Origin of the sequence: Stenotrophomonas sp. G106K1 (assembly GCF_037969685.1) — a bacterium.
In the GTDB taxonomy this organism is placed as follows: Bacteria; Pseudomonadota; Gammaproteobacteria; order Xanthomonadales; family Xanthomonadaceae; genus Stenotrophomonas; species Stenotrophomonas lactitubi.
In genome coordinates, this window is the sequence record NZ_JBBPFR010000011.1 from 20,680 (window position 1) to 45,821 (window position 25,142).

The following is a 25,142-nucleotide window of genomic DNA, read 5'->3' on the forward strand; positions in this document are numbered from 1 at the left end:
TTTTGCGGTATGCGCCGATGCTTTGTGCGGAATCTGGCTTCTTGCTGTGCCAAGGATGGGAAGGGATCGATGGTGAACAGTGTTCGCGGCCTGTTTCAACCCCATAGCAACGAATGATCAACAGCGAAATCCAGTCGCCTGAATCCGACCGCGTCCGCGTCGGCGAGTGCATCGTTACTTTGTCCTCGCGTGAGGTTGAAGTCGCGGGTGCGCGCCGTACGCGACGTTTGACGCCCAAGTCGCTGGGTGTGCTGCGCATGTTGATGCGGCAGCCGGGACGAGTGGTGACCCGTGACGAGCTGTTCGCCGAAGTGTGGCCGGACACGCTGCCGACCAACGATGTGCTGACCCAGGCGGTTACCCAGCTGCGCAAGGCGTTCAGCGTCGACGACGACAACGGCCAGGCGTACATCGAGACCATCGCCAAGACCGGCTACCGCCTGCTGGCACCGGTGCAGCCGCTGGCCGACCACGAGACCGATGTGATCACTGCTGCAGAGGAATCGTCTGCACCGCAACCGCCCGCGCCGAATGCCGTGGCCCCCGTCGGCGCACCTGTGATTGAACGCGGCAGCCGTCGCTGGCGGCGTCTCCGCCGTCGCCTGCTGCTGGCGCTGGGCGTGGTGATGCTGCTGGCACTGGTGGTGTTGAGCCTGCTGCTGCTGCGCCGCCCGGCGCCGGTGAATTCTCCGGTGGACGCGGCAGTGGAGAACGGCACGCGAGTGATCGGAAGCCCTGAGCGGCCGTATCGATTGATTACCGCCACAGCCGGTTTTGAGACCTATCCCACACTTTCGCCTGACGGATCGCAGGTCGCCTACGAAGGCGCCAACGACGATGGCAAGGGCGGCAACGCCATCAAGGTGCAGACCTCGGGCAACGCGCCCGCACGCCAGCTGCTTTCGCCGCCGGCAGGTGCCAGCGACCGCTTCCCGAACTGGTCGCCGGATGGCCGCGAAATCGCCTTCGCCCGCTTTGGTGCCGATGACAGCTGCCAGGTGTTGATCGCCAGCGCCACTGGCGGTGCCGTGCGTCAGGCCACGCGCTGCGACGGCACCGAGCTGCTCAGTTTCGACTGGACACCCGATGGCCACGGCCTGGTCTTCGGCAGCATGGTCGGTCGCTATGCCCATCGCGGCATCCGCGTGCTCGATCTGGCCACCGGCCAATGGCGTCCGCTGGATTATGCTGTCGACGAAGATGATTTCGATTACGCCCCGCGCTATTCCCCGGATGGCAAATGGCTGGTTTTTGTCCGCAACCCTCAGTTGGGCGACCTGTGGCGGATGCCTGCCAGCGGCGGCACGCCCGAGCAGTTGACGACCGAATCGGCCGAGCTGCGCGGTTGGGCATGGCTGGGCGACGGTCGACATATCGTGTTCGGTCGCCGCGTGGACAGCGAGGCTCGCTTGTACTACCTCGATGTCGAGCGCCGTACGCTGCGTGACGCCGGGCTCGACGATGCGCAGTGGCCGACGGTCTCACGCCGCGGCGACATGCTGGCATTCGTGCATCGGCGCGCGCAGTTCGGTGTGTTCAGGATGCCCGCGCAGGGCGGTGAAGGTGAGCGTCTGTTCGCCTCCAGCGGCCGTGATGGGCAGCCGATGGTGGCACCGGATGGACGGCAACTGGTGTTCAGTTCCGATCGTTCCGGCAGCTTCGCGCTGTGGTGGGCCGACATGCAGCGGCCGGAATCGCTGCGACCGATCGAAGGGTTGAAGCCGGAAGCACGGCAGGCACCGGACTGGTCGGCCGACAGCCGGCATCTGCTGGTGGTGGGCCGCGATGAGCACGGCGAAGCCGTTGTCTACGAGATCGCACCGCGCGACGAACAGCTGCATCGCCTTCCGGTGCCCGCCGAGCAGCCGTTGCAGGCGTTGTACGGTGCAGACGCGGAGCAGTTGCTGGTGGTTGAGCGTGATGCCGACCAGCACACCCGGTTGAGCCTGTTCGACCGCAGCGCGCAGCCTTGGCGGCGGTTGGCCAGCCTGGAGGGGGTGTCACAGGCGCGTTTCGACCGCAGTACCGGACGGGTGCTGTTCACCCGGCTGGCAGCCGGCGGGCTGTGGTCGGTGGACGCTGCATTGACCCCGGCCAGCGTGCAGCAGCTCAGCGAGGACCGGCCGAGCCGTTGGCGCTACCGGACCTGGACCGTGGCCGGCAACGGCAGTATCGACTACCTCGGCAGCAGTGCCAGCTGCGGCACGACCCTGGTCCGTATCCAGTCCGGGCGCGAAGAAGCGGAGCGCTGCCTGGACGCCCAGCGCCTGAGCGCGGGCAACGGACTCAGCGCCAGCGCCGACGGAAACAGCCTGTACCTGGCCCTGGCCATCAGCGATGGTGCCGACATCGGCGTGATGCGACTGCCCGAACAACCGCCCGCGCTGTTCCCTGCATTCTCCAAGCTGCTGATATTGAATGAAAAAGGGCCTTCGTAACTTCTTCGTGAGGATCTCGCCGCGAATTCGTGGCGATCTCGGCAGTCTTTCCTGACGCGCTGCCGCCTGATTTGGCAAAACGGAGGCCTGTACTTGGCAAATCCGTGGTGCCCCTATGCGTCAACTCTCGCTGGCCGATCGTGGCCAAACCCTCTCCCTGGACAAGGCGATCGACGATGTCGCGCCGACCTGCATGGGCGTTGCCCGCCTCGGCAGCCTGCAGACCGCCGGCACCAGCTTCAGTGTCTGGATGCAGGTGCGTGGTACCTCGTGGGTGGAAGCCAAGGAAGGGCGGTTCCGCCTTCGCCAGGGCGAGTGGATCGCGTTCGAGAAGGAGTCCAGGCCGCTGGTCCAGGCCGGACGCAACGGCCTGTGCGTGGGCATGAACCTGAACGTCGAAGCGCTGCGCGTGCTGACCGAGATGGCCGATTGCGGGCTGTACGCCGGCCGCGGCCTGATGAACCGGGCCGATGCACGCGTGGCACTGCGCCTGTGGCGTGACGCCCTCGCCAGCGGGCAGCCGGCGCAGGCGCTGCGTCCGCTGCTGCTGCACCTGGCCGGTCTGCAGCGCAGCCTGGCAGACAACGTGCAGCGTTGCCCCGGCCGCTCGCGCAGTCGCAAGCGCCAGGTGTTCGGTCGCATGCAGCGCGCGCGCCTGTATCTGGAAGGCAACAGCCACCGCGTGGTGCGCATCGGCGAACTGGCCGAGCTGACCAACTTCTCCAGCTGGTATCTCTCCAAGACGTTCCAGAGCCTGTACGAGGAAAGCCCGCAGTCGCTTTCGGCACGGTTGCGCCTTGAGCGCGCGGCCGATCTGCTGCGCGACACCGACATGATGGTCGGCGAAGTTGCTGCTGCCAGCGGTTTCGACAACTGCTGCAGCTTCGCGCGCGCCTTCCGCGCCCGCTATGGGCAGTCCGCTTCGCGCTTCCGCGAGAACGACGGACAGATTCCGCCACACTCCGCAAAGTCTCCGGTTGTGTCGCGCAAATACAGCGCTGCAACGCAATCGTAACGTGCTACGGCGTTTTAACACGCTACTAACACGTACCTTGGAGAGATTGATGAACGTTCGTATTCCTGCAGTGCGGCTCGGCTTGTTGCCGGCCGGCATTGCGCTTGCCTTGGCACCGTCCTTCGCTTCGGCGCAGGACGCAGCTGCCGGCGGCACGACCGACCTGGACCGCATTTCGGTCACCGGTTCGCGCATCCGCCAGGCGAGCATGGAAACCGCACAGCCGGTGATCGCGCTGCAGCGCGCCGACATTGAAAAGCAGGGCTTCACCAGTGTTGCTGACATCGTGCAGAACCTGTCGGCAACCGGTTCGCCGGCGATCAGCCGCGCCGATGCCCTGAGCTCGGGCGAAGAAGTTGGCGGCCAGTACGTCGACCTGCGCAACCTCGGCCCGGAGCGCACCCTGGTGCTGCTGGACGGCAAGCGCATGGGCACCAGCACCGGTGGCTACACCGATCTGGCATCGATCCCGACCTCGGTCGTGGAGCGCATCGAAGTGCTGACCGATGGCGCCTCGGCCATCTATGGTTCCGACGCCATCGCCGGCGTGGTCAACATCATCACCCGCAAGAACTTCGACGGCCTGGAAGCCAGCGTCTACGGTGGCCAGTACGGCCAGGGCGACGGCCAGAAGCAGGTCTACAACTTCGTTTACGGCCAGACCGGTGAGCGTGGTTCGATCACCTTCGGCGCCGAGTACAGCAAGGAAGACGAGGTCAAGGCCAAGGATCGCTCCTTCAGCCGCTACCCGAACGGTCGCTTCCATCCGTTCCCCACCGACGACGATGCCAATGGCTGGTCGCCGGCATCCAACCATGGCGTGCTGATCGACGACATGGGCACCCCGCAGAACGCCAACGACGATATCTGGTACACCCGTGCCAATACCGGTGCCGGCAACGGCATGGGCGACTTCCGTGAGTTCGGCACCGCCGACTACACCAATGCCAGCCAGGAAATGTGGCTGCAGAACAAGTTGACCCGTCGCTCGGTGTTCGCCAACGGCAACTACGATCTGACCGACAACATCCGCGCTACCGCGAACGTGCTGTACACCAAGCGCACCGCGACTTCGCAGATTGCCGGCTATCCGTACCAGTCCGAGGTCTACGGCACCCCGCTGTCGGCCGACAGCATCTACAACCCGCTGGGCAAGGACGCGAACTTCATCCGTCGCACCTCCGAGTTCCCGCGCCAGACCGAATCCGAGCAGGAAACCTTCCGCTTCTCGGCCGGCCTGGAAGGTTCGTTCGAGTTCGCTGACAAGTTCTGGGATTGGGACGTGGGTTACGTCTACAACCAGAACAAGGGCGTCAAGACCGGCACCGGCAACCTGTTCATCCCGAACGTGCAGAACGCCGTCGGCCCGTCCTTCATGGACGGCGACGTTGCCCGTTGCGGCACCCCGGGCAAGGTGATCGCCGGTTGCACCCCGTGGAACCCGCTGGCACCGTACGGCTCCACCGGCAATGGTTCGCTGGCTGACCCGGCACTGCAGGCCTACCTGTTCCTGCCGAGCCACGACACCTACACCAACACCACCAAGGCTTACAGCGCCAACATCTCCGGTTCGCTGTTCACGCTGCCGGCCGGTGACCTGGCCATCGCCGCCGGTTACGAGCACCGCCAGGAAAGCGGTGAGTACAACCCGGATGCACTGCTGCAGTCGGGCCTGAGCACCGACCTGGCCGGCGCGCCGACCAAGGGCAGCTACAAGCTCGACGAGTTCTACGTCGAACTGAACGTGCCGGTGCTGGCTGACATGCCGTTCGCCAAGGAACTGTCGCTCGACATGGCCGGTCGCTATTCGGACTACAACACCTTCGGCGACACCATCAACAGCAAGTTCGGCCTGAAGTGGAAGCCGATCGACGACCTGCTGGTGCGTGCGACCTATTCGACGGGCTTCCGCGCGCCGAACATCGCCAACATGTACGGCGGCACCTCGCAGACCTTCGACGCCTACACCGATCCGTGCGACAGCAGCTTCGGTTCGGCCTCGCGCAACCCGTCGGTTGCCGCGGCCTGCGGTGCACGTGGCGTTCCGGCGAACTTCCGCCAGATCACCTCGGGCGGCGCACAGTCGACCGGCCCGGGCACCCAGTCCTACAGCGCCTTCGAGTCGGGTTCCAACCCGGAACTGCAGCCGGAAACCTCCAAGACCTGGACCGCCGGCCTGGTCTACAGCCCGAACTTCGTTCAGGGCCTGGACGTCAGCCTGGACTGGTGGAAGATCCGCATCGACAACGTGATCGCCGCCGAGTCGGTGACCTCGATCCTCAACCAGTGCTACGTGCTGGGCGTGGCGTCGGCGTGTGACCGCTTCAGCCGCGGTACCGAAGGCCGCACCGTCAACCAGGTGGTCGACGTTACCCGCACCCTGATCAACGGTGGTTACCAGGAAACCGCAGGTTACGACCTGGGCATCAAGTACCGCCTGCCGGAGTTCTCCTTCGGCAAGATCGTGGTTGACTGGAAGACCACCTACGTCGATTACCTCGAGTACAAGCGCGACAACGAAGCCGAGACCCCGGTCGAGCAGCACACCAGCTGGGCAACCGGCGACTGGGGTGCGAACTTCCGCGTCCGTTCGAACCTGAATGTCGATTGGAGCCTGGGCAACCTGGGCGTGAACTGGGCGGTGCGTTACTACTCGAGCATGAAGGAGCCGTGCTCCTACGACACCGAGTGCAACCTGCCTGACTTCAGCTCGGCCTACACCCTGGGCCAGCCGACCCGCAAGGTCGGTTCGAACACCTTCCACGATGTGCAGGTGCGTTACACCCTGCCGTGGCAGGCCACGGTCTCGGTCGGTGCCAACAACGTGTTCAACCACGAAGGCCCGGTCATGTACAGCCAGCCGAACTCGAGCTTCTCGTACTACGGTGGCTTCGACATCGGTCGTTACTACTACATGAAGTACACCCAGCGCTTCTGATCCATCGAAGCGTGACAGCAGAAAGAGGAGGGCGGGCCGCAAGGTCCGCCCTTCTTGTTTGCGCGCTGCACCGACTGGGTAGATCCACGCCATGCGTGGATGAACGTTCCGGCACAACGGCACAACGAAAAAAGGCAGGCCACCCGGCCTGCCTTTCATCCCCTGCGCACTCGCCTGCCGCTACGCCTCAGGCGTCGCTGGGCACCAGCCCCATCAGGCTGTTGGCGTGCTCGCGCCACTGCGGCAGCTTGTTCAGCACACCGGCGCGCTGCAGATACTCTTCATCCACCGGATCGCCGTTGACCAGTGCCAGTGCCACGTGCACCGCGCCGGTCACCCAGAAGCTGCGGGTGTTGGCGCGCTGCGGCTGCAGATGGAACGCCACCGCCTCGATGATCGGCATCGGCAGGCCCCACAGGCCCAGCAGATAGGCGCCGGCTTCGGCATGGCCGGGACGGTCATCGTCCGCCAGTACGGGTTCGCTGCGTTCGTTGCGCACGCCCGGCAGCAGCAGGCCGATGTCGGCCAGCAGTGCGGCGGTGGCACCGAGTTCGGCACTGGAGTCGGGCAGCAGGCGTGCGGCCAATCGCGAGGCCATCAAGGCACGCTGCTGCAACGAGTTGCGTTCGGCGCCGGACAAGGTCGGCGCGGAGAACACTTCACTGGCCAGCACCAGGTCACGCAACGTGGCCAGACCCAGCCGGGTCACGGCCGTGCGCAGGTCGGCGATGGTGCGCCCCTGGCTGAAGAACGCCGAATTGGAAAGCTGCAGCACCTTTGCTGCGATTGCTGGGTCGGCGGCGACCAGCTTGGCGACATCGGCGCTGTCGGTGTCGTCGTCATGTTCCAGTGCCTGGGTCAGGCTCAGGTACAGGTGCGGCGGCGAGGGCAGCTTCTCGATGCGGCCGATGGCATCGCGCAGGCGTGGGCTGTCCAGTACTTCGCGCAGCTCTTCCAGGCTGGTCAATGCTTCCAGCAGCACTTCCGGTGCCAACGGCAAGGGCAGGAAGCGATGGGCGACGCCGATCAGGCGTGCCGGCGGCGGCCGGTTGCCATGCTGCGCGTCGACCAGTGCGATGCGGATGGTCTCCGGGCGCAAGGTGCGGATCTGTCCCAGCAGCGTGGTTGCGTTGAGATCGGGCAACTGCGGGCAGACGATCACCGCGTCCACGCCCTGGGTGGCGACCGCGGTCATCGCGGTATGGCCATCGGTGGCGATCAACGGTTGCCAGTCTTCCCCAAGATCGGCAATGAATTCGGTCAGCTCAACCGGCAGGCTGGCTGTATCCCCAACAAGCAGAATACGCACGACACATTCCCCTGGCTGTCTCGACGGTCGATGTCGACGACGTGTGAAGTGACGCAATTTACCTAATACGGCGGCAAAGGTGATGTGCCGCCGTCATGAAACGTGACCCGCATCGCTCCGACGCGGTGCGCCGGAGCAATGCTGTTCAGTCTCAGGCCTTGCTGTCGAGGTGGCGCTGGTGCGCCTCGATCAGGATCTGCTTGGCCTCAGCCGCGCCGCCCCAACCGTCCAGCTTGACCCACTTGCCCTTCTCCAGGTCCTTGTAGTGCTCGAAGAAGTGACCGATGCGCTCCAGCCAGTGGCTGGACACCTGGGCGATGTCTTCGACGTGTGCATAGCCGCTGAAGATCTTCGAGACCGGCACGGCCAGGATCTTCTCGTCGCTGCCTGCTTCATCGCTCATCTTCAGCACGCCGACCGGACGGCAGCGCACCACCGAACCCGGGACCAGCGGCAGCGGCAGCACCACCAGCACGTCGGCCGGATCGCCGTCGCCGCACAGGGTGCTCGGCACGTAGCCGTAGTTGCAGGGGTAGCGCATCGGGGTCGACAGGATGCGGTCGACGAAGATCGCGCCGGTTTCCTTGTCCACTTCGTACTTCACCGGCTCGGAATCCTTCGGGATCTCGATGATGACGTTGATTTCTTCCGGCGGATTCTTGCCGGGCGAGACGAGTTCCAGACCCATGGTGTGCTCCAGGTGGGGGATGTAGACGGATAGCTCTCCATTTTATGCCTTTGCCGGTCGCTGTGCAGGGTAGGGCGCCGACGGGCCGTCGCGGTGGCCGATGACCGGTCAGGACGGGGTATCCCGATGGGGACGGGCCGGCGACCGGAGCAGGCTGGAATCCCGAACCGAGGAGACCTGCAATGAACTGGAACCGTTGGCGCTGCGGCGTCCTGCTGCTGCTTGTCCCGCTGACCGCGCTGGCGCGCGGGACACATGTTGACCTGATCAACCATCCGACCCAGGAGGCCTTCTGGGACAGGGGCTACGCGCTGGAGGGCGCGCTTGCCCAGGCATTCGACCGCCTGTGCGCCGACACCTTCTGCGAAGGCGATTACAGCAACTACCGGGTGCTGGAATTCCGCTGCGCCGTGCTGGCCCACCGGGGAACGGTGCAGCGCTGCGTCTGGGTGGTGGCGGCCAGCGAACTGGCGGTGCATCCCGACACAGGGCAGGTGCAGGTCGACAACGGCCACTGGACCTGCCCGGTGGAAATGCAGCCCGGGGTGCCGGTTGAAGCCTTCTTTGCCTCGCTGGAGGCGCCGGACGGCCTGATGGCATCGCTGTCCGGGCTCGATCATGGTCTGTTCGAGGTGCTGCCTGATTGCCTGCAGGGGAGGGGCGCCTGATGCGTGCTTTCCCGGGACGATGGCTGCTCTGTGGTCTGCTGCTGGCCGGAACCGCGCAGGCGGCGCCGGCGTTCGTGGACGCCCGTGACTATCCCGATCCCGCAACCGGCCGGGAGCGCTTCCTCGCTGCCGAACGGATGCTGGTGCGCGGGTTCGATGATGTCTGTGGCGACACGTTCTGCGAGGGGCAGTACTACAACCTGCGGGCCATGCGCCTGCGCTGCTCGGTGGAACGCGCGACAGGCGTGGTGGCCAGCTGCGTCTGGACCTTCGCCGGCAGCGATACCTGGGTGCAGAAGGACGGCCGGATCGACGTCGACCATGGCACCTACGCCTGCACGCTGCCGCTGGCGCCTGCAACCCGGCTGGAGCAGCTGCTCCAGGTCTGGCAGGTTGCCGGGCATGAGGCGATTGACGCCCCGTTGCCTGGCACGACCACGAGCGTCTATGAGGGCCTGACAGACTGTCTCTGATGCATGAACTTGCGAATGCAAACGTGATTTATTCGCATTAACGGAGTAGCATGCGCGCCGCCCCCGTCTGTCCCGTCGCCGCGCATGTCCTCCAACGCCGTCACCCTGACCGAACTGCTGATCCGCGAACGATCGGCGCTGCTGCGGCGCGTGCAGCGCATTCTCGGTGGCGACAGCGGGGCGGAAGACGTGATCCAGGCGGTCTGGTTCAAGGCGCGCGGGGTCGACAACAGCCAGAGCATCGACAATCCGCGCGCCTATCTCTATCGATTGGCCATCAACCTCGCCACCGACCATGGCCGCGAATCGACGCGGCGCAACCGCCTGCTGGCCGAGCACTACCTGTGGCAGGAGGATGAACAGATCTCCACGGAGGAGCAGGTGATGGCGCAGGATGAGTTGCAGCGCGTGCTCGATGCCGCTGGCCATCTGCCCGAACCGACGCGGACCATCTTCCGTCTCAATCGCCTGCAGGGCCTGACCCAGGCTGGCATCGCCCGGCGCCTCGGCGTGTCGGTGACCACGGTGGAGAATCACATGCGCACCGCGCTGCAGCGGCTTGCCTGGGCGCGCAGCGGCCGATGAACGATCCGGCTTGGGGGCGCCCACCCGCCATGCGTCTTGTTGATTCGCAGGCCGCCGATGCGGTCTAGTCCTTCCGCCCACCTCTGATCGTGTCCCGCCAGCCGATGAGCCCGCCCCCGACACCCCGCAGCACCGCCGATGATGCCGTGGCCGAACAGGCCAGGGACTGGATCGTGTGCCTGGCGTCCGGCGATATCAGCGACGCGCGCATGGATGCGTTCGAGCGCTGGCTGGCCGAGCCTGCGAATCGGCGTTCATTCGAGCATGAGCGCATGCTGTGGCGCAGTGTGAGTCCGCGTCCGGTCGCCATCGAACGCAGGCAGGCAGCGCGTCGCCCGCGGCGGCTGCGTTGGGCCATGGCCACTGCCGCTGCGCTGGCGGTGCTGGTGGCCTGGCCCGATGCCTGGCTGCGCCTGCAGGCGGATCATCGCAGCGATCACCGGGTGCAGGACGTGCATCTGCCCGATGGCAGCCGTGCCGTGCTCGATGCCGACAGTGCGATCGCCGTGCACTTCGATGACCAGCGTCGTCGCATTGAACTGCTGCGTGGCCGTGCCTGGTTCTACGTGGCGCCCGATGCGCAGAGGCGCTTCAGCGTTGCTGCGGGCAACGGTGTGGTGGAAGACATCTCCACTGCATTCACGGTCGCTCACGTCGCCGCCGGGGTCGAGACCGAAGTCGGGCAGGGCCGCGTACGCGTGGCCAGCCCGGTCGATGGCGGCTGGACCTATCTGCAGGTGGGGCAACGTGCGGGCTATGGCGAGCACCGAAGCGTGCAGCGCCTGACCGACGTTGCCGCAGACAGTGTCGGCGCCTGGCGACAGGGCGAGCTGCTGCTGGAGCAGGCCAGCGTGACCGATGCCGTGCACGAGGTTGGTCGCTATCGCGCAGGGCCGACGTTTGTGCGTGGCGATCTTCAGGCGCTTCCAGCTGTCAGCGCGGCGCTGCGCATCGATCATCCGGAGCAGGCACTGGACGCGCTGGCCGCAACTGCAGGGTTGCAGGTCACCCGTCTTCCGTTCGGCGTCGCCATCGTGCAGTAGATCTACGCCATGCATGGATGATCATCGCGAATCATCCCAGGGTGCCGACCAACGGTCGGCACCCACTGCGACCGCAGATCCTTCTTGGGGTTGCCGCGCGGCCATCCGTCTTACCCCACGAACGTACCCGCCGCCGCCACGTACGTCGTTGGGTCCGCGCATGCGCGGATGATGCCGCGCCCGCGGCCACGCTCCTCTGACAGGTTCCCCCCATGTACGAATTCCGCCGTCCGGGCCGCGCACCGCGCCCGTCCCGTCTATGCATCGCGCTGCTGGCCGCCGGCCTGGCAACCGCCACCCCCACCGTGATGGCGCAGTCCAGCACCGCTGGCCCGGCTGCGGTACAGCACTTCGATATTCCCGACCAACCGCTGGACGATGCACTGCGCGCCTACATGCGCCAGTCCGGTGTGCAGGTGGTCTATCCGAGCACGCTGGCCAAGGGCGTGATCTCGCAGCCGGTCAGCGGCACGCTGTCAGCCGACGAGGCCCTCGCACGTCTGCTGCGCGGCAGCGGCCTGAGCGTGCGCCGGGTAAGCGCCGATGCGGTGACGCTGGAGGTCGCTGCGGCGGGCCAGACGGGCGGTGTGATCGTCACCGATACCCTCAGCGTGGCCGGAGACCGCGTGCAGGGCGGCGCGGCCAGCGATGAAGCACGCCTGCTCGACAGCTACCGGAGCGTGGGTTCGACCACCAGCATCGGCCGCGTCGCACTGGAGCGGTTCCGCGGCACCTCCAACGGTGACATCGTCAAGGGCGTGGCCGGTGTTACCGCTGGTGATCCACGCGTGGGCAATGGCTTTGACGTCAACATCCGCGGCATCCAGGGCCAGAGCCGGGTGCCGGTCATCATCGACGGTGGCCAGTCCAGCATGGACACCTACCGTGGCTATGCCGGCCAGTCGCAGCGCACCTACCTCGACCCCGACCTGATCTCGCGGCTGACCATCACCAAGGGCCCGAGCCTGCAGGCAAATGCCTCCGGCGGTATCGGTGGCGTGGTCGAAATGGAAACCCTGGATGTCGATGACGTGCTGCGCGAGGGACGCGATGTCGGCGTGCGCGTGCGCGGGGGACTGGCCAACGGCAGCGCCAACAACCTGCCCGGCTACGAGGCCGCGCCGCGCAGCGATCGCAGCGCCACCGGCAGCCAGTTCTTCAACGTGGCCGCCGCCTGGCACTGGGATCGCTTTGACCTGGTGGCCGCCTATGCGTACCGAGACAACGGCAATTACTTCTCCGGCAGCAAGGGCTACGACGATTTCCCGCAGACCCGTCGCACCCTGGCGCCGCTGAACCCGCCGCGTACCGAAGTGTTCAACACGTCCTCGCGTTCGAAATCGACCCTGCTCAAGGGCACCTGGCGCATCGACGACGCGCAGACGCTGGAAGCGGGCTATCGGCGCTATGAAGGCACCGCTGGCGAGATCATGGCCTCGCAGATCATCCGCGTCGACCGCGACCGCGTGCCACAGTGGGACCCGGGCCATGTCGACATGGACAGCTACAGCCTGCGCTACCGCTTCAACCCGGACAGCGAACTGATCGACCTGCGCGTCAACGCGTGGTACACCGACACCGACAGCGTGATGTACAACAGCCTGACCGGCATCACCCCGTGGTACTTCGACCGCCGTACCGAGTGGTACGACGCGCCCAGCTTCAGCGGCAATCCAGGCTACAAGGATGCCTACCGCAACCCGTTGCGGCAGAAGCGCTTCGGTCTGGACGCCAGCAACACCTCGGTGTTTGACAGCAGTGCCGGCCGCCTCACTCTCGATTACGGCCTGTCCTACAGCGATGAGGACATCGCCCCGGGCAGCTCCGGCCCGATCATGCACGACGACCTGGTCAACAACCGCTTCCTGCGCAATGCCGAGCGCAAGGAATACAGCGCGGTGGCGTCGCTGAAATGGGCGCCGGACGAACACTGGGAGATGCTGCTGGGCGGGCGCTGGAACCGCGTGGACGTGCGTGACCGCAACCGCCTGGCCACGCCGGACGGATACGAAGTCCAAGGCCAGTACCGCTACACCGAGCTGCTCAACGGCAATCCCAATCTGCCGTCGTGGCGGGCCAAGCGTATCGCCCTGCTGAACTGGTATCCCGACGCGAACGGCAACTTCACCCAGGAGTCGCTGCTTGCCTCGCCGTACAAGAAGGGTACCGTCGGCGACATCGGTGGCTGGAACTTCTATGACGCCGATGCTGCTGAGGATCTGAACGTGCCGGTGAGCTGGACCTGGTCGCAGCCGATCCGCCGCCGTGACAGTGCGTTCTCGCCGACGGCCAGCGTGGCCTTCCGTTTCAGCGAAGACAGCATGGTCTACCTGAAGTACGCCGAAGGCACCAAGCTGCCGAGCCTGTTCGAGACCACGCTCGGCCTGTTCACGGCGGCCAAGCCGGTGGATGAACTCAAGCCCGAGCGTGCGCACAGCTGGGAACTGGGCGCCAGTACGATCCAGCACGACCTGTTCACTGCCGGTGACCGCCTCGCACTGAAGCTGGCCTACTTCGATACCCGCATCGATGACCTGATCACCCGCGACTACCGCACCTTGTCGGCCGGACTGATCCGCAACGTCGACCGCTTCAAGGTGTCGGGCATGGAGTTCCAGTCCAGCTATGACAGCGGCAAGGTGTTTGCCGATCTGTCGGCGCACTACTACTTCCAGGCCAAGACCTGCGCACCGGACATCGCGGCTGAACGCCGCGCGTATGGCGTCCAGCGCAGGATCGAGGAACTGATCGGTACGCCGGACTGCGTGGATGGTGGCTTCGAAGGTTCCTACAGCAACACCCAGAACCCGCCGCGCTACATGGTCAACCTGACCCTGGGCTCGCGCCTGTTCGACGAGCGCCTGACCTTCGGCACCCGCGTGGTCCACAACGCTGGCCCGATCAGCAAGCTGGACAAGGAATGGAACGTGGGCCTGTCAGCGATCCAGCAGCTGTACCGACCGACCACGCTGGTGGATCTGTTCGCGAGCTGGAGTTTCAACGACCAGTTGTCGGTGGAAGCGAACGTGGACAACGTGACCGACCGCTACTACCTGGATCCGCTGGCCCTTGGTGTGATGCCGGCACCCGGCCGGACCGCGCGGTTGGCCTTTACCTGGCGGTATTGATCAACCATCCACGCATGGCGTGGATCTACTGGTAGCGCCGGGCCACGCGCGGCGGATCACCCGCAACATAACGGTAGCGCCGGTTCATGCCGGCGCTGCCACCGGGCAATTACAGCCCGGTCGTCGCCTTCACCGCCGCTTCGTGCAGCGCTTCGTTCAGTTCGTCGACCACGGTGGTCCACGCTGCATCGGCCTGCAGCGACTCAGCCAGGAACTGGCGCTGGGCCTCGTTCCAGTACGGGGCATGGGCCACTTCCACACCGGCGGCCAGCTGGTGGTCGGCGATGAACCGGGCAATGCCCTCGGCACTGGCATCCAGGCCCAACTGCAGGAACAGGTTGGTCATGCGCGGTTCGGTGGTGATCATCGGTGGGGTCCTGGCAATGGAAAGGAACCTGCATTATCGACGCAAGCAGGGTTGGGGGAACCCTCGCCGGGATCGTCTACAGAGGGACGCTTTCCCTGGCACTCCCGATGACCGTTCAGACATCCCTCGAAGACAGCCGCAGCGTGAGGCTGAAGGCCGCCACCCGCGACAGCCATGGCGCCCTCGACAAGCGCATCATGGCCGGCGACATCTTTGCCGACCGCAGCAATTTCGCTCGGTTCCTGCGCGTGCAGTACCGCTTCCACCGCAGCATCGACGCGTTGTACGCCAGCCCTGCGCTGGACGCATTGCTGCCGGACCTGGCTGAACGTCGCCGCCTGCAGCAGGTGCGCAGCGACCTGCAGGACCTGGAACAGGTGCTGCCGGGCGAGGACATCACCGCACTCGGGAATGACCTGCCGTTGCCGACTGCGTTGGGCTGGTTGTATGTTGCGGAAGGTTCCAACCTGGGTGGCACCGTGCTCTACAAGATGGCGGCTGCACTCGGACTGGATCGTGATTTCGGCGCGCGTCACCTGGCGGCACACCCCGACGGCGCCGCGCGGCACTGGCGCGAATTCACTGCGGCGCTCGATGCAGTGGTGCTGTCGCCGGCGCAGGAGCAGGAAGTGATCGATGCCGCCGATGCTGCGTTCCGCAGCGTGCACGGCCATGTAGAAGTGGAGTTTTCCTGATGCCCGCGCACCGCCTGCTGGTGCGCGATTGATGCGCTGGCTCTGGTTCGCGCTCGGCTGGCTGATGGTCGCGCTGGGGGTGATCGGCGCGCTGCTGCCGGTCATGCCGACCACCATCTTCCTGATCCTGGCGGTGGGCTGCTTCGCGCGCAGTTCGCCCAGGTTCGAACAGCGGCTGCTTTCCCATCCGCGCTACGGCCCGTCGCTGCGCCTTTGGCGTGAGCAGGGCGCGGTATCGCGCAAGGGCAAGGCGTTTGCCAGCGCGGGCATGGCGGTGGGATTTGCGATGTTCTGCTGGGGCGCACACCCGTCCTGGCGCCTGCTGCTGGGCGTTGGCCTGTTCTTTGCGGTCAGTGCCGGTTATGTCCTGAGTCGACCGGCGCCACGTTTCGATCCTGCGCCGCTGGTGGGCGTGGACGATACCGCCGATCCGCGCGCTGCCCGCCGTCGCGCCACCTCTTCCGATTCCAATGGATCCTATGACGATGCTGCCTGCTGATCTGGCTCCCATGGCCGCCCCCGCACTGACCCCCTGGGGCATGTACCTGGCTGCCGATGTTGTGGTGAAGGGCGTGATGATTGCCCTGGCTGTAGCCTCGCTGGCCACCTGGACCGTGCTGCTGGCCAAGGGCTGGGAACTGGCACGGCAGGCGCGCGCCTTGCGCCTCGCGCGAAGCCTGCTGCTGTCGGCACCCAGCCTGCCGTTCGCAGGCGCCGAGCCCGCACTGCAGCAGAGCATCGCCGCCGCCATGCTGGATGCTGCGCGCACCGAGCTGCATCTGTCGCAGGAACTTGATCACCGCGAGGGGATCAAGGAGCGGGTAGCGTCACGACTGGAGCGTCTGGAACTGGAGACCGTACGCAACCAGCGTCGTGGCATCGGCGTGCTTGCCAGCATTGGCGCAGTGGCGCCCTTCGTGGGCCTGTTCGGCACCGTGTGGGGCATCATGAACAGCTTCATCGGCATCGCCCACAGCAACACCACCAATCTGGCCGTGGTTGCGCCAGGCATTGCCGAGGCGCTGCTGGCTACAGCGCTCGGTCTGGTCGCAGCGATCCCGGCGGTACTGGTCTACAACCACTTCACCCGGGTGCTGGCGGGCCTGCGCGGCCTGCTGGGCGATCTCTCTGCAGCTGTGCAGCAGCTGGTGTCGCGTGATCTGGATCGGGCTGCACGCCGTGCGCCGGCAGGCACGCTGCGTGCAGTGAACTGAGGCGCACCATGGCGATCAGGACCGCATCCGGACGCGATGACACCCCGGAAGAAGCCCACGAGATCAATGTCACGTCCTTCATCGACGTGATGCTGGTGCTGTTGATCATCTTCATGGTGGCCGCGCCGTTGGCTACGGTGTCGGTGCCCGTGCAGCTTCCCGCCAGCAGTGCGCAGGCGACGCCGACGGAAAATGCGCCGGTGTATGTGACCGTGCAGGCCGACCTGTCGCTGCGGGTGGGTGAGGCGCCGGTGGCACGCGATGGCCTCGCCACTGCGCTGCGCTCGGCAACGCATGGCGATACGTCGCAGCGTCTCTATCTGCGTGCCGATCAGCGCGTCTCCTATGGAGACCTGATGGCGACGCTGGATGCTCTGCGCAGTGCTGGTTACCTGAAGGTCGCCCTGGTCGGGTTGGAGCAGGGCGCTCGATGAGCGGGCTGCAGCGCTGGGCGACCAGCCTGGCGATCGTGCTGCTGGCACATGCAGTGCTGATCGCCGCGCTGTGGTGGTGGGCGTCGCGCATGCCGCCGGTCGTAGCAGTGGCACCTCCTGCCGCCTTGATGCTGGAACTGGCTCCCGCCGCACAGGCGCCGCCGGTACCGCCGCGCGCACTGCCTGCCGGACCGTTGCAGCAGGAGCGGCAGCGGCGGGTGACCGTGTCGAAGCAACGCGAACAGATCAAGGCGCCGGCGCTGCCGCAGGGGGAACTTGCGGTCCCGCTCGAGCCACCTGCGAAGCCGACAGAGGAAGCTGCCGACGCCAACGTCGATCGCACGCTGGCGCCGCCGGACGTTCCTGCACCGGCAGCAGCGAGTTACGCTGCACCGCGTACCACGGCTGGCGAACGCAGCAGTGCCAGCGCCACCTGGCAAGGGCTGCTGCTGGGACACCTGCAACAGCATCGGCGTTATCCACGCCAGTCCGAACGGTTGCGCCAGCAGGGCGTGGCCTATGTGCGCTTTTCGGTTGGCCGCGACGGCCGTGTGTCGGCGCCGCGCATCGAGCGCAGCAGCGGCTTCGCACTGCTCGACCAGGAGACACTGGACACCGTGCAGCGCGCCAGCCCGGTGCCGGTGCCGCCGGCCGAGGTGGCCGGCGACCCGGTGGAGGTGATGGTGCCGGTGGCGTTCTTCCTGCGCGGTCGGTGATCGGCAGCGGGGGGGGCGGCCTTCCACGCATGGCATGGATCTACCGGAACACCGTAGATCGGCATCGGGGTCGGATCCGTTTCCGCAGGAAAGGGCTCCGACCCCTTCGGAGCCGTCATCCACGCATGGCGTGGATCTACAGCAATGGCACCAGCAACAACGCCACGATGTTGATGATCTTGATCAGCGGGTTGATCGCCGGGCCGGCGGTGTCCTTGTACGGATCACCCACGGTGTCGCCGGTCACTGCCGCCTTGTGCGCCTCGCTGCCCTTGCCGCCGAAGTGGCCATCCTCGATGTACTTCTTGGCGTTGTCCCAGGCACCGCCACCGGTGGTCATCGAAATGGCCACGAAGAGCCCGGTGACGATCGTGCCGATCAGCAGCCCGCCCAGCGCGCGCGGCCCCAGCAGCAGGCCGACCACCACCGGTACGGCGACCGGCAGCAGCGACGGCACGATCATTTCGCGGATCGCCGAGCGGGTCAGCATGTCAACCGCCTTGTCGTACTGCGGCTTGGCGGTGCCCTGCATGATGCCGGGGATCTCGCGGAACTGCCGCCGCACTTCCTCTACCACCGCGCCAGCTGCGCGACCGACCGCTTCCATCGCCATCGCACCGAACAGGTAGGGAATCAGGCCGCCGATCAGCAGGCCGATGATCACCGTGTGGTCGCTGAGGTCGAAGCGGAACTCCTGGCCGGGATTGGCGGCCTGCAGATTGTGTGTGTAGTCGGCGAACAACACCAGCGCGGCCAGTGCTGCCGAACCGATGGCATAACCCTTGGTGACCGCCTTGGTGGTGTTGCCCACCGCATCGAGCGGATCGGTGATGTCGCGGATCTCCGAGGGCAGTTCGGCCATCTCGGCGATGCCACCGGCGTTGTCGGTGATCGGCCCGTAGGCATCGAGCGCGACGATCATGCCCGCCATCGACAGCATGGCAGTGGCCGCGATGGCAATGCCGTACAACCCGGCCAGGGCATGCGCGCCCCAGATCGCCACACAGACGGCGATAACCGGCAGCGCCGTGGACTTCATCGAGATGCCGAGGCCGGCGATGATGTTGGTGCCGTGGCCGGTGGTCGAGGCCTGCGCTACGTGCTGCACTGGCTTGTACTGGGTACCGGTGTAGTACTCGGTGATCCACACGATAAGACCCGTCAGCACCAGTCCGATCAATGCACAACCGTAGAGGGCGAGAGGGCCATGCACGTTGTCGGCCATCAGCCCGGTGGTGATCGGGTAGAACGCGATCGCGGCCAGCACGCCGGAGACGATCACGCCCTTGTACAGCGCGCCCATGATCGAGCCACCGGGCTTCACCTTCACAAACAGCGCGCCGATGATCGAAGCGATGATCGACACACCGCCCAGCACCAGCGGATACAGCACCGCATTGGCACCGGCTTCGGCCAGCATCAGGCTGCCCAGCAGCATGGTGGCGATCACGGTGACCGCGTAGGTCTCGAACAGATCGGCGGCCATGCCGGCGCAGTCGCCCACGTTGTCACCGACATTGTCGGCAATCACCGCCGGGTTGCGCGGGTCGTCTTCGGGAATGCCCGCTTCGACCTTGCCGACCAGATCGGCGCCGACATCGGCCCCCTTGGTGAAGATGCCGCCGCCCAGGCGCGCGAAGATCGAGATCAGCGATGAGCCGAAGGCCAGGCCGACCAGTGCATGCAGCGCCTGTTCCATCGGCAGGCCCATGCGCAGCAGCAGCGCGTAGTAACCAGCCACGCCGAGCAGGCCCAGGCCGACCACCAGCATGCCGGTGATCGCACCGCCGCGGAAGGCCACATCCATCGCAGCACTGATGCCATGGCGCGCCGCCTCTGCGGTGCGTACGTTGGCGCGCACCGACACGTTCATGCCGATGTAGCCCGCTGCGCCGGACAGCACCGCACCGACCGCAAAGCCGATCGCGGTGTACCAGCTCAGGAAGATGCCGACCAGCACGAACAGCACCACGCCGGCGATGCCGATGGTCAGGTACTGGCGGTTGAGGTAGGCGCGCGCGCCTTCCTGGATGGCCGTGGCGATGGCGACCATGCGTTCATTGCCGGTGGGTTGGCGCAGGATCCAGCGCGCCGAGACGATTCCGTACAGGATCGCGAGAATGGCGCAGCCCAGCGCCAATGACAGCCCGTGACGTTCCAGCATTAGACCCCTCCGCAGAATGGATGGACAAGCATCCAGTGGCGATGAACTGCACCACGAGGGGGACGACGGGCTGCAGCCTGGAACCAACCCGTACCGACCTTGGTGGTCGTCCGACGTATGGCGGTGTTCAGCATTCCCTGGTGTCCGCAGTATGCGTCCGGCTAGTTGTAGAGTCGAGCCATGCTCGACCAGCCACGCCCGGCGAGCGCAGCGGCTGCTCGATGGATGCACCTTTGCACCCCGTTAAGCCAACCTCTGCAAGCCTGCGCGCAGTCCTGTCGGAGAATCCCCATGCGCCTGTCCCTGTTGATGCTTGCCGTCCTGGCCCCGGCCCTTCCAGCCTTCGCGGCGGAAGCGCCCGAACTGCAGCGCGCTGTCGGTGTACCGCAGGCGGTGGGCGCGGTGCATACGCTGCGGCAGATTCCCGAGGCCTGTGCCCGACTGGAAGGCGCGTTCACCGGCCAGGCCGCGGAGCCCTATCGTTTCTCGGCGGTGCGCACCAGCGAGCAGTGCCAGCCGCGCGCCCGCTTTGTTGACTACGCCAAGGCACAACCGAGCGCCGACAAGGGCTGGAAGCTCAATGATGTGATCCGTGTTCCGAATGCGGCCTGCCCAGCGCAGCAGGCGGTGGTGCGCGTGTGGCGGCTGCCGGTGAACAACGCGCAGGCGCTGGATGGGCAGGGACAATCGCGCATCTATCTGGAAGAAGCCAAGAAGCAGGCCGCCGCCGGCAAGATCCCGCAGGTGACGATGTTCGCCGCGCAATTGCAGATGGAAGGCAAGGCCTGCAATTGAGGCTGAGCATCCACGCATGGCGTGGATCTACTGGAGGGAGACCCGGGTAGTGCCGGCCGCTGGCCGGCAATCCCGGGATCAATCCGCAAGCCTCGCCCCACGCACCACCAGCAGCTCGCGCGGTGCCGATCGGTGGCAGTGCGCCTTGTCACCTTCATGGGTCAGCCTTCGAACGCTGGCAGCTTCTGCTTCACCGCGACGTTCTTCAGCGTCACGTACTTCGGCAGGCCATCGCTACCGTAGGGCAACGGTGCTTCGCCCTTGATCAACGGCTGCAGGTAGGCACGCGCCTTGGCCGTGATGCCGAATCCATCGCGACGGATGAAGCTGGCCGGCATCTTCTTCTCATGGTTGGCGATCTTCGACAGCGGCGCGGCTTCGATCTTCCAGCGGTACGGCGCATCGCTGCTGCGCACGATCACCGGCATCACCCCGTTCTGGCCCTTCAGCGCCAGCTGCACTGCCGCCTTGCCCACCGCCTGGGCCTGTTCCCAGTCGGTTCTGCTGGCCAGGTGGCGGGCCGATCGCTGCAGGTAGTCGGGCAGGGCCCAGTGCACCTTCAGCCCCAGCTGGTCCTTGACCCGACCGGCCAGATGCGCGGCCACGCCGCCCAGCTGCGAATGGCCGAAGGAGTCCTTGCCACCGCCGGCGTCGGCGACGAAGCGGCCATCGGCGGTGGCGATGCCTTCCGACGCCACCACCACGCAGTAGCCCACGCGCGCCACCACGGCCTTGACCTTGGCCAGGAACGCGGCCTCGTCATAGGCGCGCTCGGGCAGCAGGATGATGTGCGGGGCGTCGTCCTCGCCGGTACCGGCCAGGCCGGCGGCTGCAGCCAGCCAGCCGGCGTGACGGCCCATCGCCTCGTAGATGAAGACGCGGGTGGAGGTCTCAGCCATCGCCGCCACGTCCAATGCCGCTTCGCGCACGGACACGGCCGTGTACTTGGCCGCCGAGCCGAAGCCGGGGCAGGTGTCGGTCACCGCCAGGTCGTTGTCGATGGTCTTGGGCACGCCGATGCAGGTCAGGTCGTAGCCGGAGCTTTTTGCCAGCTGCGATACCTTCAGGGCGGTGTCTGCCGAGTCGTTGCCGCCGTTGTAGAGGAACCAGCGCACGTCGTGGGCGCGCAGGACCTCCAGCAGGCGGTCGTAACGGGCACGGTCGGCCTCCAGCGATTTCAGCTTGACCCGGCACGAGCCGAACGCGCCGCCGGGGGTGTGGGCCAGGGCGCGGATGGCCGCAGCACTCTCCTTGCTGGTGTCGATCAGCTCCTCGCGCAGGGCGCCGAGAATGCCGTTGCGCGCGGCCAGGACCTTGATTCCTTTGGCGCGGGCCTGTTCGATCACCGCTGCGGCAGTGGCGTTGATGACGGCGGTGACGCCGCCGGACTGGGCGTAAAGGAGGGTGCCATTGCGCATGCTTCTACCTGCTCGGGGGAGGGGACATTGCAGGGACATTACCCGGATGCGCTAAAGTGGCGCTATTGCGGTGCAGCGATACCGGACCGTCCGGGACGCGAACCTTCTTTATTTTCAACACGTTGGAGTCAGGTCAATGCGATTGGTTCTGTTGGGACCGCCCGGTTCGGGCAAGGGGACACAGGCGACGCGCCTGAAGGAAAAGCTCGAGATCGCCCACATTTCCACTGGCGACATGCTGCGCGCGGAAATCGCCGCCGGCTCCGAGCTGGGCAAGCAGGCCAAGTCGGTGATGGATGCCGGCAACCTGGTGTCCGATGAGATCCTGCTGGGCATGCTGAAGTCGCGCTTGGCCCAGGCCGATGTCGCCAAGGGCTTCATCCTTGACGGCTATCCGCGCAATGTGGCCCAGGCCAACGCGCTGGACGGCATGCTGGCCGAGATCGGCCAGCCGCTGGATGCCGTGGTGCAGCTGGACGTGGCCACCGAGCTGCTGGTCGAGCGTATCGCCGGCCGTGCGCAGGAACAGGGGCGCGCCGACGACAATCCGGAATCGGTGCGCAAGCGCCTGCAGGTCTACACCGAGCAGACCGCTCCGGTGGTCGACTTCTACGCCGGCCGGGGCACCCTGGCCCGCGTCGATGGCGTCGGCGAACTGGACGAGATCGAAGCCCGCATCCTGGCGGCGATCAAACGCTGACCCGTTCGGGCGGTCGATGCCGGCCGCCGCAGGCGCAAAAAAACAGGCCTGATCCGCGAGGATCAGGCCTGTTTCGTTGTATAGGTGCCAGCAAAGGGCTTGCTCAGGGCCCCCACAGCATGAGCTCCCTTGGGGATGGCCTCTTGGGGAGTAGGACCGGTTCGGGTACTGCGGCTGGCATCCTGAATTGTGTCCGGGTTCACAGAACATCGCTATCGGGAATTCCCTGACATGCGGTTGGAGTTTTCTCACAGTGACTGTAGGGGTTCTCTTACCCTGTTGCCGACAATGGCCCTATACAGCCGTGATCGGTCACAATCCCCGGTCATGAGCAGCGTACATATCCTTGCAATTGCCGGCACCTTCATGGGTGGCGTGGCCGCCTTGGCGCGGGAACTGGGCCATACGGTCAGCGGCAGCGACCAGGCCATCTATCCGCCGATGTCGACCCAGCTCGAGCAGCTGGGCATCACCCTGGACCAGGGCTACCGCGCCGACAGCGTGCCGGAGGGCACCGGGCAGGTGGTGATCGGCAACGCGCTGTCGCGCGGAAATCCGGCCGTGGAAGCCGTCCTGGATGCCGGCCAGCGCTACATTTCCGGCGCCCAGTGGCTGTCCGAGCAGGTCCTGCCGGGGCGCGACACCCTGGCCGTGGCCGGCACCCATGGCAAGACCACCACCACCACCATCCTGACCTGGCTGCTGGAGAATGCCGGTCGCTCCCCCGGCTTCCTGATCGGCGGTGTAGCCGAGGACTTCGGCGTGTCTGCCCGGTTGGGCCAGGGCAGCGAGTTCGTCGTCGAAGCCGACGAGTACGACACTGCGTTCTTCGACAAGCGCAGCAAGTTCGTGCACTACCGGCCGCTGGTGGCGATCCTCAACAACCTCGAATACGACCACGCCGACATCTTCCCCGATGTGGCAGCGATCCAGCGTCAGTTCCACCACCTGGTGCGTACCGTGCCGGCGCGCGGCCGCCTGATCGTCAACGGCGAAGACGCGCACCTGGCTGAAGTGCTGGCGATGGGCTGCTGGACTCCGGTTGAACGCTTCGGCTTCGATCCGTCGCTGGAATGGCACGCCGAGCTGCTGGCCGCCGATGGCAGCGCGTTCCGCGTCCATCATCGCGGGCAGGCATTGGGCGATGTGCACTGGTCGCTGCTGGGCCGGCACAACGTGCTCAATGGCCTGGCCGCACTGGCTGCTGCGCACGCAGTGGGTGTCGCGCCGGCCGAGGTGATCCCGGCGTTGGCGCGCTTCCGCAGCGTCAAGCGGCGCATGGAAGTGATCGGCAAGCACGATGGCATCATCGTCTACGACGACTTTGCCCATCACCCGACCGCGATTGCGACCACCCTCGAAGGCCTGCGTGCCAGGGTCGGTGATGCGCGCATCGTGGTGGCGATGGAGCCGCGCAGCAATTCAATGCGGCTGGGGGCTCACGCGCAGGCGCTGGCACCGTCGTTGGCGCTGGCCGATGAAGTGGTGTTCCTGCACCGCCCGGAGCTGGCCTGGGATGCGGCAGCGGTGATCGCAGCAGTGCGTGGACAGGCACACGCGGTGGCCGACACCGATGCGCTGTTGGCGCAACTGCAGTCCACCGTGCGCAGCGGCGACCATGTGGTGTTCATGTCCAACGGCGGCTTCGACGGCGCACCGCGCCGCTTCCTGGCAGGACTGCAGGCACGATGAGCGGCGAGGGTTCGCTTCCGCTGTTCCCGCTGCACACCACGCTGCTTCCGGGTGCGGCCATCGGCCTGCGCGTGTTCGAGCCACGCTACCTGGATCTGGTCCGCGAAACCGGGCGCAGCGGCGAAGGGTTTGGTGTCTGCCTGATCCTGGAAGGGCACGAAGTGGGAGCGCCGGCAACGCCGGCCGCCTTCGGCGTGCAGGTGAAGATCGAGGATTTCGACGTCGGCGCAGATGGCGTGCTGCAGCTGCGATTGCGCGGCACTCGCCGTTTCCATGTCGAGCGCACGCGCGTGCGCGACAACGGGCTGGTGGTGGCTGATGTGCGCTGGTGCGATGAGGATCCCGATGACGAACTGCGTCCGCAGCACGCGCTGCTGGCGACGGTACTGGACCACATCATCGAGCAGGCGGGTACGGCGTTCGCACCGGCCACACCAGCACTGATGGACCAGGCCAGCTGGGTCAGCTGGCGGTTGGCCGAGCTGCTGCCGCTGAGCGAACAGCAGCGCCTGCAGCTGCTGCAGCTGGACGACCCGCACCAGCGCCTGCAGCAGCTGTTGGGCTGGATGCCGTAACGACGGAACGCCGAGACCGGTAACCGCCAACCAGCCTGGAACCGGTAGATGCCAACCTTGGTTGGCAGCCGTTGCCCGAAAGCGCCA

22 protein-coding genes are annotated in these 25,142 nt (G+C 66.1%); 17 read left to right on the forward strand and 5 right to left on the reverse strand.

The genetic code is table 11. The features are described 5' to 3' along the window. The first annotated feature begins 113 nt into the window (after positions 1–113). From WKB25_RS11485 to WKB25_RS11495, 3 genes are all read left to right on the forward strand, one after another. The gene (locus tag WKB25_RS11485; protein WP_340570742.1) at positions 114–2,438 is read left to right on the forward strand and encodes a winged helix-turn-helix domain-containing protein; all 2,325 of its coding nucleotides are present in this window, start codon (positions 114–116) and stop codon (positions 2,436–2,438) included. A 115-nt stretch (positions 2,439–2,553) separates the two neighbouring features. Then, a complete protein-coding gene (locus tag WKB25_RS11490; protein WP_340570745.1) occupies positions 2,554–3,453 on the forward strand; it encodes a helix-turn-helix transcriptional regulator in 900 nt (299 codons plus the stop codon). Positions 3,454–3,502: 49 nt separating this feature from the next. Next, positions 3,503–6,391 (forward strand): TonB-dependent receptor, encoded by a 2,889-nt coding sequence (locus tag WKB25_RS11495; protein ID WP_340570747.1) that lies wholly within the window; start codon positions 3,503–3,505, stop codon positions 6,389–6,391. 187 nt (positions 6,392–6,578) lie between these two features. On the opposite strand, the gene WKB25_RS11500 is transcribed toward WKB25_RS11495, so the two are convergent. Further along, positions 6,579–7,700: an HDOD domain-containing protein gene (locus tag WKB25_RS11500; protein WP_340570749.1), complete on the reverse strand. Its 1,122-nt coding sequence runs from the start codon at positions 7,698–7,700 to the stop codon at positions 6,579–6,581. A gap of 151 nt (positions 7,701–7,851) precedes the next feature. Beyond that, entirely contained in the window at positions 7,852–8,388 is a 537-nt protein-coding gene (gene ppa, locus WKB25_RS11505; protein WP_005410935.1) for an inorganic diphosphatase, read from the reverse strand. A gap of 182 nt (positions 8,389–8,570) precedes the next feature. Here ppa and WKB25_RS11510 point away from each other — a divergent pair, with 182 nt between their 5' ends. The 5 genes from WKB25_RS11510 to WKB25_RS11530 all read left to right on the forward strand — a co-directional run bounded on the left by WKB25_RS11510 (position 8,571) and on the right by WKB25_RS11530 (position 14,285). Further along, positions 8,571–9,056 (forward strand): hypothetical protein, encoded by a 486-nt coding sequence (locus WKB25_RS11510; protein ID WP_340570750.1) that lies wholly within the window; start codon positions 8,571–8,573, stop codon positions 9,054–9,056. Next, positions 9,056–9,529: a hypothetical protein gene (locus WKB25_RS11515; protein WP_340570752.1), complete on the forward strand. Its 474-nt coding sequence runs from the start codon at positions 9,056–9,058 to the stop codon at positions 9,527–9,529. The genes WKB25_RS11510 and WKB25_RS11515 overlap by 1 nt, the downstream gene beginning before the upstream one ends. An 84-nt stretch (positions 9,530–9,613) precedes the next feature. Further along, entirely contained in the window at positions 9,614–10,114 is a 501-nt protein-coding gene (locus WKB25_RS11520; RefSeq protein WP_340570754.1) for an RNA polymerase sigma factor, read from the forward strand. Positions 10,115–10,218: 104 nt separating this feature from the next. After that, positions 10,219–11,157, forward strand: a complete 939-nt coding sequence (locus WKB25_RS11525) for a FecR domain-containing protein (RefSeq protein WP_340570755.1) — start codon at positions 10,219–10,221, stop codon at positions 11,155–11,157. Between the two features lie 212 nt (positions 11,158–11,369). Further along, positions 11,370–14,285, forward strand: coding sequence for a TonB-dependent receptor (locus WKB25_RS11530; protein WP_340570757.1), 2,916 nt, complete (start codon positions 11,370–11,372; stop codon positions 14,283–14,285). A gap of 109 nt (positions 14,286–14,394) precedes the next feature. Here the strand turns inward: WKB25_RS11530 and WKB25_RS11535 are convergent, their stop codons facing one another. Continuing rightward, positions 14,395–14,652 (reverse strand): DUF2789 domain-containing protein, encoded by a 258-nt coding sequence (locus tag WKB25_RS11535; RefSeq protein WP_340570759.1) that lies wholly within the window; start codon positions 14,650–14,652, stop codon positions 14,395–14,397. A gap of 107 nt (positions 14,653–14,759) precedes the next feature. Between WKB25_RS11535 and WKB25_RS11540 the strand changes: the two genes are divergently transcribed. From WKB25_RS11540 to WKB25_RS11560, 5 genes are read left to right on the forward strand one after another with little or no spacing between them, the layout of a single operon-like run. After that, positions 14,760–15,347, forward strand: coding sequence for a biliverdin-producing heme oxygenase (locus WKB25_RS11540; protein WP_340570761.1), 588 nt, complete (start codon positions 14,760–14,762; stop codon positions 15,345–15,347). 31 nt (positions 15,348–15,378) lie between these two features. Next, positions 15,379–15,846, forward strand: coding sequence for a YbaN family protein (locus WKB25_RS11545; protein WP_340570763.1), 468 nt, complete (start codon positions 15,379–15,381; stop codon positions 15,844–15,846). Beyond that, positions 15,833–16,561 carry a tonB-system energizer ExbB gene (gene exbB, locus WKB25_RS11550; RefSeq protein WP_340570765.1) on the forward strand — a complete coding sequence of 243 codons (729 nt, stop codon included), beginning with the start codon at positions 15,833–15,835 and terminating at the stop codon, positions 16,559–16,561. The genes WKB25_RS11545 and exbB overlap by 14 nt, the downstream gene beginning before the upstream one ends. A gap of 8 nt (positions 16,562–16,569) precedes the next feature. Next, on the forward strand, positions 16,570–16,995 hold the full coding sequence (gene exbD / locus WKB25_RS11555; protein ID WP_340570767.1) for a TonB system transport protein ExbD: 426 nt from the start codon (positions 16,570–16,572) through the stop codon (positions 16,993–16,995). After that, positions 16,992–17,711 carry an energy transducer TonB gene (locus tag WKB25_RS11560; RefSeq protein WP_340570768.1) on the forward strand — a complete coding sequence of 240 codons (720 nt, stop codon included), beginning with the start codon at positions 16,992–16,994 and terminating at the stop codon, positions 17,709–17,711. Before exbD ends, WKB25_RS11560 begins: the two co-directional genes overlap by 4 nt. A 136-nt stretch (positions 17,712–17,847) precedes the next feature. Here WKB25_RS11560 and WKB25_RS11565 read toward each other — a convergent pair whose 3' ends face one another. Then, entirely contained in the window at positions 17,848–19,875 is a 2,028-nt protein-coding gene (locus WKB25_RS11565; RefSeq protein WP_340570770.1) for a sodium-translocating pyrophosphatase, read from the reverse strand. Positions 19,876–20,166: 291 nt separating this feature from the next. On the opposite strand from WKB25_RS11565, the gene WKB25_RS11570 reads away from it, so the two are divergent. Beyond that, the gene (locus tag WKB25_RS11570; protein ID WP_340570772.1) at positions 20,167–20,670 is read left to right on the forward strand and encodes a hypothetical protein; all 504 of its coding nucleotides are present in this window, start codon (positions 20,167–20,169) and stop codon (positions 20,668–20,670) included. A 161-nt stretch (positions 20,671–20,831) separates the two neighbouring features. Here WKB25_RS11570 and WKB25_RS11575 read toward each other — a convergent pair whose 3' ends face one another. After that, a complete protein-coding gene (locus WKB25_RS11575) occupies positions 20,832–22,088 on the reverse strand; it encodes a 6-phosphofructokinase (RefSeq protein ID WP_099821615.1) in 1,257 nt (418 codons plus the stop codon). Positions 22,089–22,224: 136 nt separating this feature from the next. Between WKB25_RS11575 and WKB25_RS11580 the strand changes: the two genes are divergently transcribed. From WKB25_RS11580 to WKB25_RS11590, 3 genes are all read left to right on the forward strand, one after another. Then, complete coding sequence (locus WKB25_RS11580) at positions 22,225–22,788, forward strand: adenylate kinase (protein WP_025874177.1); 564 nt, start codon at positions 22,225–22,227, stop codon at positions 22,786–22,788. Positions 22,789–23,115: 327 nt separating this feature from the next. Next, positions 23,116–24,480, forward strand: a complete 1,365-nt coding sequence (mpl, locus tag WKB25_RS11585) for a UDP-N-acetylmuramate:L-alanyl-gamma-D-glutamyl-meso-diaminopimelate ligase (protein ID WP_340570775.1) — start codon at positions 23,116–23,118, stop codon at positions 24,478–24,480. Further along, complete coding sequence (locus WKB25_RS11590; protein WP_099821613.1) at positions 24,477–25,055, forward strand: LON peptidase substrate-binding domain-containing protein; 579 nt, start codon at positions 24,477–24,479, stop codon at positions 25,053–25,055. The genes mpl and WKB25_RS11590 overlap by 4 nt, the downstream gene beginning before the upstream one ends. Positions 25,056–25,142: the final 87 nt, after the last annotated feature.

Excerpts from the sequence above, each read along its gene's own strand:
- ppa (WP_005410935.1), bottom strand. The coding sequence starts at position 8,388 with ATGGGTCTGGAACTCGTCTCGCCCGGCAAGAATCCGCCGGAAGAAATC.
- exbD (WP_340570767.1), top strand. The coding sequence starts at position 16,570 with ATGGCGATCAGGACCGCATCCGGACGCGATGACACCCCGGAAGAAGCC.
- WKB25_RS11590 (WP_099821613.1), top strand. The coding sequence starts at position 24,477 with ATGAGCGGCGAGGGTTCGCTTCCGCTGTTCCCGCTGCACACCACGCTG.
- WKB25_RS11570 (WP_340570772.1), top strand. The coding sequence starts at position 20,167 with ATGCGCCTGTCCCTGTTGATGCTTGCCGTCCTGGCCCCGGCCCTTCCA.
- WKB25_RS11515 (WP_340570752.1), top strand. The coding sequence starts at position 9,056 with ATGCGTGCTTTCCCGGGACGATGGCTGCTCTGTGGTCTGCTGCTGGCC.
- exbB (WP_340570765.1), top strand. The coding sequence starts at position 15,833 with ATGCTGCCTGCTGATCTGGCTCCCATGGCCGCCCCCGCACTGACCCCC.
- mpl (WP_340570775.1), top strand. The coding sequence starts at position 23,116 with ATGAGCAGCGTACATATCCTTGCAATTGCCGGCACCTTCATGGGTGGC.
- WKB25_RS11575 (WP_099821615.1), bottom strand. The coding sequence starts at position 22,088 with ATGCGCAATGGCACCCTCCTTTACGCCCAGTCCGGCGGCGTCACCGCC.
- WKB25_RS11530 (WP_340570757.1), top strand. The coding sequence starts at position 11,370 with ATGTACGAATTCCGCCGTCCGGGCCGCGCACCGCGCCCGTCCCGTCTA.
- WKB25_RS11560 (WP_340570768.1), top strand. The coding sequence starts at position 16,992 with ATGAGCGGGCTGCAGCGCTGGGCGACCAGCCTGGCGATCGTGCTGCTG.
- WKB25_RS11485 (WP_340570742.1), top strand. The coding sequence starts at position 114 with ATGATCAACAGCGAAATCCAGTCGCCTGAATCCGACCGCGTCCGCGTC.
- WKB25_RS11540 (WP_340570761.1), top strand. The coding sequence starts at position 14,760 with ATGACCGTTCAGACATCCCTCGAAGACAGCCGCAGCGTGAGGCTGAAG.
- WKB25_RS11520 (WP_340570754.1), top strand. The coding sequence starts at position 9,614 with ATGTCCTCCAACGCCGTCACCCTGACCGAACTGCTGATCCGCGAACGA.
- WKB25_RS11535 (WP_340570759.1), bottom strand. The coding sequence starts at position 14,652 with ATGATCACCACCGAACCGCGCATGACCAACCTGTTCCTGCAGTTGGGC.
- WKB25_RS11490 (WP_340570745.1), top strand. The coding sequence starts at position 2,554 with ATGCGTCAACTCTCGCTGGCCGATCGTGGCCAAACCCTCTCCCTGGAC.
- WKB25_RS11525 (WP_340570755.1), top strand. The coding sequence starts at position 10,219 with ATGAGCCCGCCCCCGACACCCCGCAGCACCGCCGATGATGCCGTGGCC.
- WKB25_RS11510 (WP_340570750.1), top strand. The coding sequence starts at position 8,571 with ATGAACTGGAACCGTTGGCGCTGCGGCGTCCTGCTGCTGCTTGTCCCG.
- WKB25_RS11580 (WP_025874177.1), top strand. The coding sequence starts at position 22,225 with ATGCGATTGGTTCTGTTGGGACCGCCCGGTTCGGGCAAGGGGACACAG.
- WKB25_RS11495 (WP_340570747.1), top strand. The coding sequence starts at position 3,503 with ATGAACGTTCGTATTCCTGCAGTGCGGCTCGGCTTGTTGCCGGCCGGC.
- WKB25_RS11565 (WP_340570770.1), bottom strand. The coding sequence starts at position 19,875 with ATGCTGGAACGTCACGGGCTGTCATTGGCGCTGGGCTGCGCCATTCTC.
- WKB25_RS11545 (WP_340570763.1), top strand. The coding sequence starts at position 15,379 with ATGCGCTGGCTCTGGTTCGCGCTCGGCTGGCTGATGGTCGCGCTGGGG.